Source organism: Gallibacterium faecale (assembly GCF_027920745.1).
Lineage (GTDB): Bacteria > Pseudomonadota > Gammaproteobacteria > Enterobacterales > Pasteurellaceae > Gallibacterium > Gallibacterium faecale.
The window spans coordinates 1-10,053 of sequence record NZ_JAQIBB010000106.1; the positions used below are offsets into that span (position 1 = coordinate 1).

9 protein-coding genes are annotated in these 10,053 nt (G+C 37.6%); 2 read left to right on the top strand and 7 right to left on the bottom strand.

Annotated elements, in window-relative coordinates:
• Positions 1-42 precede the first annotated feature (42 nt).
• The 6 genes from fruA to PF272_RS11455 form a co-directional block, all read right to left on the bottom strand.
• Positions 43-1,737 (bottom strand): PTS fructose transporter subunit IIBC, encoded by a 1,695-nt coding sequence (gene fruA, locus PF272_RS11430; RefSeq protein ID WP_271142854.1) that lies wholly within the window; start codon positions 1,735-1,737, stop codon positions 43-45.
• A gap of 3 nt (positions 1,738-1,740) precedes the next feature.
• Positions 1,741-2,679 carry a 1-phosphofructokinase gene (gene fruK, locus PF272_RS11435; protein ID WP_271142855.1) on the bottom strand — a complete coding sequence of 313 codons (939 nt, stop codon included), beginning with the start codon at positions 2,677-2,679 and terminating at the stop codon, positions 1,741-1,743.
• 1 nt (position 2,680) lies between these two features.
• Positions 2,681-3,844 (bottom strand): fused PTS fructose transporter subunit IIA/HPr protein, encoded by a 1,164-nt coding sequence (gene fruB / locus PF272_RS11440; RefSeq protein ID WP_271142856.1) that lies wholly within the window; start codon positions 3,842-3,844, stop codon positions 2,681-2,683.
• A gap of 688 nt (positions 3,845-4,532) precedes the next feature.
• Complete coding sequence (locus PF272_RS11445; protein WP_271142857.1) at positions 4,533-5,834, bottom strand: anaerobic C4-dicarboxylate transporter; 1,302 nt, start codon at positions 5,832-5,834, stop codon at positions 4,533-4,535.
• Between the two features lie 166 nt (positions 5,835-6,000).
• Positions 6,001-6,366 (bottom strand): YbaN family protein, encoded by a 366-nt coding sequence (locus tag PF272_RS11450; protein WP_413789456.1) that lies wholly within the window; start codon positions 6,364-6,366, stop codon positions 6,001-6,003.
• Positions 6,367-6,464: 98 nt separating this feature from the next.
• A complete protein-coding gene (locus PF272_RS11455) occupies positions 6,465-7,667 on the bottom strand; it encodes an ornithine--oxo-acid transaminase (protein ID WP_271142858.1) in 1,203 nt (400 codons plus the stop codon).
• A gap of 312 nt (positions 7,668-7,979) precedes the next feature.
• Here PF272_RS11455 and pth point away from each other — a divergent pair, with 312 nt between their 5' ends.
• Positions 7,980-8,564, top strand: a complete 585-nt coding sequence (gene pth, locus PF272_RS11460; protein ID WP_065234966.1) for an aminoacyl-tRNA hydrolase — start codon at positions 7,980-7,982, stop codon at positions 8,562-8,564.
• A gap of 19 nt (positions 8,565-8,583) precedes the next feature.
• Positions 8,584-9,675, top strand: a complete 1,092-nt coding sequence (gene ychF, locus PF272_RS11465) for a redox-regulated ATPase YchF (protein WP_065234967.1) — start codon at positions 8,584-8,586, stop codon at positions 9,673-9,675.
• A gap of 87 nt (positions 9,676-9,762) precedes the next feature.
• Here ychF and PF272_RS11470 read toward each other — a convergent pair whose 3' ends face one another.
• A complete protein-coding gene (locus PF272_RS11470; RefSeq protein ID WP_271142859.1) occupies positions 9,763-9,915 on the bottom strand; it encodes a hypothetical protein in 153 nt (50 codons plus the stop codon).
• Positions 9,916-10,053: the final 138 nt, after the last annotated feature.

Consider the following 10,053-nt stretch of genomic DNA (forward strand, 5'->3'; position numbering starts at 1 on the left):
ACTCGTGAAGAGGGGTTAGGGGAGATGAGGAGATAAGAAATATTAAGCCTCTAATGTTTTTGGCTTAATTACAGCATAAAGTACACCAGTCACTAAACTACCTGCAGCAATTGCAACAAGGTAAGTTAATACAGGTTGAATTGCGCCTGGAATCGCCAATACAAAGATCCCGCCATGAGGTGCCATAAGTTGCACACCAAAGACCATAGATAATGCTCCTGTTAATGCACCACCTAACATACAGCTTGGAATGACACGCATTGGGTCACGAGCTGCAAATGGAATTGCCCCTTCAGAGATAAAACATAGACCAAGAATGAAAGATGCTTTACCACCCTCTAATTCGTTTGCTGTGAATTTCTTACGCGCGATAAAGGTCGCAATACCCATACCAAGTGCTGGTACCATTCCAGCGGCCATAATCGCTGCCATTGGTAAGTAAGAAGATGAAGCCAATAAACCCACACCAAAAGTATAAGCCGCTTTGTTAATTGGACCACCTAAGTCAAAGCACATCATTGCACCAAGGATAATACCAAGTACAACTGCACTACCAGATTGCATTCCTTTTAAGAATTCAGTCATACTGTTCATTACCCAAGCAACAGGCTCACCAACGATATAAATCATAATTAAGCCCACTAACAGAGTAGAGAGGAATGGGATAATTAAGATTGGTTTAAGAGCATTCATTGTTTGTGGCAATTTAATATGATCATTAATTGCTTTAGCAATATAACCAGCTAAGAAACCAGAGATGATACCGCCTAAGAAACCCGCACCAAGAGAGCTGGCTAGCATACCACCAACAAGACCTGGTGTTAGTCCTGGACGGTCAGCGATAGAGTAAGCGATATAACCAGAAAGAATTGGGATCATTAATGCAAAGGCACTACCGCCACCAATTTTCATTAAAGCGGCAGCTAATGTACCTTCTTGTTTAAAGGCTTCAATACCAAAGACGAAAGATAAAGCGATAATTAAACCACCTGCAACCACCATTGGTAACATATGAGATACCCCAGTCATTAGGTGACTATAAATACCTTTTTTCTCACCTTTGTCTTGGCTTTCTGCTTTTTCAGCCGCTTTTGCTTCTTGTTTATGGTGATATGGTTTTGCTTCTTTAAATGCTTTATCGAATTCTTGGGCAGTTTTCTTTAAAGCTAAACCAGTTGAAGTGTGATACATCAATTTGCCATCAAATTTACTGAGATCAACGTCAATATCGGTAGCGATAAAGGCTAAATCTGCTGCTGCAACATCTTCCGCAGAGATTAAGTTACTTGCACCAACTTGACCACGTGTTTCAACTTTGACATTCCAGCCTTGTTTTTGACAATAAGTTGAAATTGCTTCTGCTGCCATAAAGGTATGGGCTACGCCAGTTGGGCAAGCGGTAACTGCAACAATATTGAGTGGACGATCTTTGCTAATCACTTCATTAGTTGCTGTATGATTTTCTGCGGCTTGATAAGGAGTCGCATTAGTTAGTGCTTGTTGTAATGTATTTTCTGGTGCATTGAATACCTGATCAAAAGTGGTTAAATACACTTTTTTACCAGCGAATGCTGCATTGTGGCTAAGTTGTTGACCTAATACGATAACCAGTTCTGCATCTTGAGCTTGATCGACAACTTGATGATTTTGTTGAGTAGCTGCTTTTGCTACCATTTGTTTTAATAAGAATAACGTTGCATTACCACGTTTTTCTTGTGAATGGAGATAGATATTCATTAATTATTCCTCAATTTTGGTAATCTTAACTTGATCGATTAATTGGTTTAACGCTTGTTTATCGGCTACACCGACATTACTTTGGGCAACTGCCATCGCAGAAACGGCAGAGGCAAAGCGTAATGTTTGTTCTTGTGAAAGCTGTTGCTGGGTACCATAAATTAAGCCTGCTACCATAGAATCACCAGCACCTACTGTACTCACAACATTGGTGCATTTTGGCGGTTGAGCTTGCAATACGCCTTGATCACTAATCCATAATGATCCTTCTGCCCCCATAGAAATAATTACATTCGCAATTCCTTCAGCTTTTAGTTGTTTTGCAGCAGCAATAATTTCAGAAAGCGAGTTGAGTGGTTTACCAATCCAGGCTTCTAATTCACGGTGATTTGGTTTAACTAACCAAGGTGTGGCTTTTAATCCAGCGGTAAGTGCAGCATTACTACTGTCTAATACTACTTTAGTTTGTTGTCCTAATGCTTTTAGCCATGATTTAAAGGCTTCTGTATCTACCCCTTTCGGTAAACTGCCACAGACTGCAACTAAATCATATTGTTTGGACCAAGCTAAAGAGTTGGTAACAAAACGTTGCCAATCTTCAGCAGACACTTGATAACCTAAGAAGTTAAGATCAGTGACATCTGCTTCTGTTTCAGTAATTTTGACATTAATGCGAGTTTTACCTGCAACACGTTGGAAACGATCTTCTAAGCCAAGCTGTTGGAAAAGTTGGATAAAATCACCTTGATTATCTTCACCAAGAAAACCACTTACGGTGACGGGCAGATCTAAATCATGTAAGACTTTAGCTACATTGATCCCTTTCCCAGCAGGATAGATCCCTAAGGTTTCTACGGTATTCACTTCACCAAGTTGGATTCTTGGTAAACGGCCCACTAAATCAAATGCAGTGTTTAAGGTAATGGTAGCAATATGAGGCATATTATTCTCCTAAACCAGCGTTAATTGCTTCGCCAATTCCTTTCAATGCTTGTTCTGCATCTTCACCTTCAGCAACAAAGCATAGGCGTTGACCTTTAGTTGTTCCTAAACCTACTACTTTCATTAAACTTTTTGCATTAACAAATGCAGTATCACGATCGAGATTTTTTACTTGAATGGTTGATTTGTATTTTTTCACTTCGTTAATCAATACAGCCGATGGGCGAGCGTGTAAACCGTGTTCATTTTTAACCACAAAAGTCGCCTCTAGCTGTCCGACTGCTGTATGAGATTCTGCTGCTGGAGCTGCTTGATTAGCAGGTGGTGCTGCTGTTTCAGTTACAGTTACAGTAACTTGTTCACCTTGTAAAGCGGCTTTAATTTGTTCTGCATTTCCAGTTAATAAAACTTGTTGGCATTGTGGATCGAGTAAGTTCGCTAATACGGTATCAACTTTTTGATCGATACTAGCCACAGTAACTAATGCATTGATTTGTTTATTGTTGTGTTGGAATGCTTGTTTTGGACGAGCAACTGCCACAGCATTTTTGCTATTACCTGCTACGCTATCATTTACCCAGATACCATTACCTAATGGTAATGCAGCAGATGCAATGACTTCGCTAACAAATTGTGCATCAACTGCGGCGGCTTCTTGTAATTTGCCTGCATTAATTGCAGTTAAGGTCAATAAGCTGTTGGTATCAATATCTAAGGAGATGAACGCGGTATCTACGATATTGCCATTAAAGAGGGAAATGAATTGTTGTGGATCAGTGGTTTTTGCTAATTTTTCAGCAATCTCTTCATCACCTAATAGATGGGTTAATTGACGTAAGATAGCGAGATGTTCATCTGATTTTGCTGCAATCCCAATCACCAAATAAGCAATATTGTCATCACTCCATTTGACCCCGTTAGGGAATTGGAAAATTTGTACACCCGTTTGTTTTACTAGGTGGCGAGTATCCAATGTTCCGTGTGGAATAGCGATACCATTACCTAAAAAAGTAGATGTTTGTTGTTCACGTGCTAGCATACCTTGTAGATAGCCTTCTTCAACTAAGCCTTTGTTGATGAATGCTTGTGCTACAGCAGTAATCGCTTGTTGTTTATCATCAGCTTTTTCACCTAGATGGATGTCGTTTTCGATAAGATTAAACACGAGGACTCCTTAGATTATGGTTGGTCAAATAAAAAATCGGCTAATTTTAACCCAATTTATTTTTGTTAGTAAAAGAAATCTTGAGGAAAAAAAACAAATTTTTGATTAAAACAGGGATTTTTAGCTAAACCGTTTTAGATGGGAGGTTTTTTTGATTATAGGAAATAAAAAGAATGTTTATATATTTTTCTTTCAGATTGTTCGTAAGCTTTAAATTTAGTTATAAATTTTAATAAATGTTTATTAGGTTCCCTCTCACACTTGCCCAAATGTAAATAAGATTTTCAGGCAAAAAAAGTGATCATTTTTCGAACGTAGTGAGAAAAATCTCTGTTTTTTGCCGCTCGGAAAATCTTATTGGAATGAGGAACAGCAAGTGTGCGAGGGCGTGTTTATTCGCTTCGCTCACCCGTTAGGCTGTTGCTTTTAGCAACATTCAACGCGTTGCGTTGTCTTTTGCTTCGTTTTCTTTATACGAGTAATGACAAAAAGCGTTAGCTTTTTGAACGTTGCTTGCAACAGCCCGTTAGGGTGAGCAAGCTTGCTTGCGAATAAAATGAAGTCGCCCTTTAGGGCGAAATCCTGAATAATCATTAGAGATAAATATCTATAAAATATTAGATAGATTCTGTTATTAAATTAAAAAGGGAAGCATAATGCTTCCCTCGATATATTGAGTTTGAGTAGTTTAGATAAATAAACTTCCCCATAAGAAACCAAAACAAACAGAGAGTGAAATTGCGATCACCCCTGGAATAATGAATGGGTGGTTAAATACGAATTTACCAATACGAGTTGAACCAGTGTCATCCATTTCTACCGCAGCAATTAAGGTTGGATAAGTTGGTAAAACGAATAAAGCTGATACTGCAGCGAAAGCAGCGATCGCAGAAAGTGGAGATACACCGAGTAAAATTGCAGTTGGATAGAGTGCTTTTGCAGTTGCAGCTTGAGAATAAAGTAGTGTACTTGCAAAGAATAATACAACAGCAAGCATCCAAGGATAGTTATTCAATAAATCAGCAGAAACCGCTTTGATTTCATTAATATGGCCTGCAACGAAAGTATTACCTAACCAAGCAACCCCCATTACACAGATTGATGCAGACATCCCTGATTTGAAAGTCGCTGCAGAAGTAATTTTGCTTACATCAACTTTACAGAAAATAGTGATTAATGTTGCTGCACCTAACATAAAGCTCACAATAGCTTCGTTACGAGGTAGAATAGGATTATCAATTAAGCCCACAGTTTTACTGATTAAAGTTGCATAGAACATTACGATAATAACTGTTGCTAAGAAGATTGCCACAGAACGTTTTGCATAAGGTTTAATTTCGATTTGAGTTTCACCACGTAATTTGATTAAACCAGCAGCTAAACGACGTTGATATTCTTCATCATCTTTTAATTCTTTACCTAAGAAGTTACAAATAAAAGCAGTAATCATACAAGCCACGAAAGTGGTTGGGATCCAAATTGCTAATAATTCAAGATAACCAATTCCATAGGTTTTTTCGATTTCACCAGCAAGATAAACAACAGCTGCTGAAATTGGTGATGCAGTAATTGCAATTTGTGATGCAACAGTTGTGATCGCAAGTGGACGAGATGGACGAACGCCTTGTTCTTTAGCAACTTCTGCAATCACAGGGAGAATTGAGAATGCGGTATGACCTGTACCTGCACACACAGTCATAAAATAACCTACTGCTGGTGCAAGGAAAGTAATGTGTTTTGGATGTTTACGTAAAATATGTTCTGCCCATTTAACGAGAAAATCCATACCACCAGCGACTTGCATTGCTGCAATTGCCATAATTACTGACATAATGATAGAGATTACGTCAAATGGAATTTCACCCGGGGTTAAACCTAACATAGCTAATACCACTACACCTAAACCACCAGTGAAACCAATTCCAATCCCGCCTAAGCGAGTGCCTAAAAATATAAAGAAGAGTACAACTAAAAATTGTAGCCAAATCATAGAAAGTTCCTTTTGTATTTATGAATAACACACAACAACAAAGCGTCCGAATTGAACAGCTATAACACTTTGCGGGTAGAATTTTAGCGGTTTTTAAGCGTAGATTCTTGAGCTAGATCTAAAATAATATGTTATTCATACGGGGTCATTGAGAAGTGATGGAATATTATTCAGGTAATGTTTTAATCCAAAAGAAAAAGAACCAATATTGGACGAGTAATAAAAGCAAAATAGTGATTTTTCCGAAAATATTTGGGATTGCATAAAACGAAAATGCCATCATCAGGGTAGAGATAAATAAAATAGAAAATTTTGCTTTTTTGGTTAAGGCACGTTGTTCATTAAAGGTTTTTAGATATTTATGATAGATAGTTGTTTGTTTAAACCAATTTTCCAGACGAGATGAACTTTTACCAAAGAAAAATAGAGTACAAAGCAGAAATGGCGTAGTTGGTAATACGGGCAGAAAAGCCCCTAAAATACCGAGTCCTAAACAGAGAAAACCAAGAAAAATATAAATATAGCGTATCATGTATTGTTATCTTATTGAGAAAAATTCTCAATAAGATAACAGGTTTTAATTAGAAAAGAAACGTTGAATGAGAAAGTCGTAAACAAGCTTAATAAGCGTTATTTTTGTTCAGTTAAAACAGCTTTAATTTGCCCTAATTCCCAATCAAGATCTGTTTTTTCAATGACTAATGGCGGAGCAAAACGAATCACATTATCGTGAGTTTCTTTGCAGAGTAATCCTTTTTCTTTAAGCGCTTCGCAATAAGGACGTGCCGGTTTAGTTAATTCTAAACCGATGAATAACCCTTTACCTCGCACTTCTTTAATATAAGGGTAATCAATTTTTTTCAATTCATTTAGGAAATATTCCCCTAATTCTAGTGAACGTTCGGTTAATTTCTCTTGTTCAAGGACATCTAAGGCAGCGAGAGAAACGGCACAAGCAAGTGGGTTACCACCGAAAGTAGAACCATGTGAACCCGGATTAAAGACACCAAGAATACTTTTGTCTGCGACAACACAAGAGATTGGAAATACACCACCACCTAAGGCTTTTCCGAGAATATACATATCTGGCGTAACATTTTCCCATTCACAAGCGAAAAGCTTACCGGTACGACCTAAACCAGACTGAATTTCATCTGTAATAAACAGCACATTATGTTGTTTACACAGTTGATAAGCTTGTTGGAGATAATGTTTTGGTGGAATGACTATACCTGCTTCACCTTGAACTGGTTCGACAAGAAAAGCTGCTGTATTAGGGGTAATAGCTTGCTTTAATGCGTCAAGATCGCCATAAGGAACAAGTTTTATACCACCAAGTAATGGACCAAAGCCTCGTTGATAATCAGGTTCAGAAGAGAGGGATACAGCTGCCATCGTTCTGCCATGGAAATTGCCAGTACAAGCAATGATTTCTGCTTGATTGTCAGCGATACCTTTGATGTCATAACCCCAACGGCGGGCAGCTTTAATTGCAGTTTCCACGGCTTCTGCTCCGGTATTCATAGGTAATGCCATAGATTTACCAGTGAGTTTACAGATTCTTTCATACCAAGGACCAAGTTGATCATTAAAAAATGCACGAGAAGTTAAAGTAACACGCTCAGCTTGATCTTTTAAAGCTTGGATAATTTTAGGATGGCAATGGCCTTGATTAACCGCAGAATAGGCACTCAGCATATCTAAATAGCGTTTTCCTTCTGGATCTTCCACCCAAATTCCTTTTGCTTTACTTACAACAATGGGGAGAGGTAAATAATTATTTGCACCATATTTTTCTGTTTGTTGGATAACGGTTTGAGATGAAATAGCCATATTAACCCCTTAATTGTTAAAAATGTGTAATAAATTAATGGCATTTTAACAACATTTTTTTAAAACTAAATCGTGAGTTGTTTATTTTATGATCCGTATCTCACTTTTTATATGGATAACAGATCTTAGTTTGTTCTCTTTGCTGGTTTAAGAGATTCACTGCATTGACGATACCTAGCTAAATAACAGAGTAGTGAAAAGAATTTCCACTATCCTCATAGGCTAACAGATCAATTATGATGATTGGCGATTGTAGAAACAGGGGTTTTTGCATACAATAGCAAGCCGTTTTTAGCGACAGGGTAATAAATTGTGGCAAAAATAAAATTGATTGTAGGATTAGGCAATCCAGGCAGTAAATATGCTGATACACGCCATAATGCTGGAGAATGGCTAATTGAGCGGATCGCTCGCCGTTTTAACTTAACATTGAAAGATGAAAATAAATTCTTTGGCAAAACCGCAATAGCAACAATTTCTGGGCAAGATGTACGCTTGTTAGTGCCAACGACATTTATGAATTTAAGTGGTAAGTCAGTTGGCGCATTGGCAAGTTTCTATCGGATTTTGCCAGAAGAAATTTTAGTTATTCATGATGAATTAGATCTGCCACCCGGTAGTGTGAAGTTAAAACTTGGTGGTGGTCACGGCGGGCATAATGGTCTGAAAGATATTATTGCACAGCTTGCCAATAGCAAAAATTTTTATCGTTTACGAGTTGGTATTGGACATCCTGGCGATAAGAATTTAGTCGCAAGTTATGTGTTAAGTAAACCATCTCCGCAAGATCAAACTTTGATTGATAAAGCGTTAGATGAAGCCGAAAGTTGTATCGAAATTTTAATTAAAGATGGAATTGATAAAGCGATGAATCGCTTAAATGGATTCCGAGCTTAATTTATAGAAAGGATAATTTATGGGATTTAAATGTGGGATCGTTGGTTTACCGAATGTGGGTAAATCAACACTGTTTAATGCATTAACTAAAGCAGGTATTGAAGCTGCAAACTATCCATTTTGTACAATTGAACCAAATACTGGGGTTGTACCAATGCCAGATAATCGTTTAGATGAATTAGCAAAAATTGTTAATCCACAACGTGTATTACCAACAACTATGGAGTTTGTAGATATTGCTGGGTTAGTGAAAGGGGCATCAAATGGTGAAGGTTTAGGTAATAAATTCCTTGCGAATATTCGTGAAACAGATGCCATCGGTCATGTAGTACGCTGTTTTGAAAATGATGATATTGTACACGTGGCTGGCAAAATTGATCCTGCTGATGATATTGAAGTCATCAATACAGAGTTAGCCTTAGCAGACTTAGAAAGTTGTGAAAAAGCGATTCAACGTTTACAAAAACGTGCGAAAGGTGGCGATAAAGAGGCAAAATTTGAATTGTCTATTATGGAAAAATGCTTACCTGTGCTTGAAAATGCAGGGATGATTCGTTCAATTGGATTAGATAAAGAAGAATTACAAGCAATTAAGAGCTATAACTTCTTAACATTAAAACCAACTATGTATATTGCGAATGTGAATGAAGATGGTTTTGAAAATAATCCTTATCTAGATCGGGTACGTGAAATTGCTGAAAAAGAAGGTGCGGTAGTGGTACCAGTTTGTGCCGCAATTGAAGCTGAAATCGCTGAACTTGAAGACGAAGAGAAACTTGAGTTTTTACAAGAACTTGGTTTAGACGAGCCAGGATTAAATCGTGTGATTCGTGCGGGATATAAGTTATTAAATTTACAAACTTATTTTACCGCTGGAGTTAAAGAAGTTCGTGCTTGGACAATTCCAGTTGGTGCGACTGCACCAAAAGCAGCTTCTGTAATTCACACTGACTTTGAAAAAGGGTTTATTCGTGCAGAAGTGATTAGCTATGAAGACTTTGTTCAATTTGGCGGTGAGAATGGTGCGAAAGAAGCGGGTAAATGGCGTTTAGAAGGAAAAGAATATATCGTGCAAGATGGTGATGTGATGCACTTTAGATTTAATGTGTAACCACTGCTTTTTTCGTTAATTGTTGTTTAGGTTTCGCCCAGAAAAAACAACCTGAGGCGAAACCTAAAATACGATATGATTATCTTGTTACTTTTTAATCAGCGGTTGAATAACTTTTACTAGAGTGAATTGTAAAATCCAACCAATGCCGAAGGCAAAAGCTAAAGTACCAATACCTACCACACCACCAAGACACCAACCTAATACACAGACAAGTGCTTCGATTGAAGTTCTAGCCATTTTATTACGATATCTATGATAATTAAAAACTGCGAAATATAAGTTTTATTAGGAATCTTAATAAATGCTTTAGTGGGTTCCCTCTTACACTTGCCCGAATGGAAATAAGATTTTCAGGCAAAAAAAGTGATCATTTTT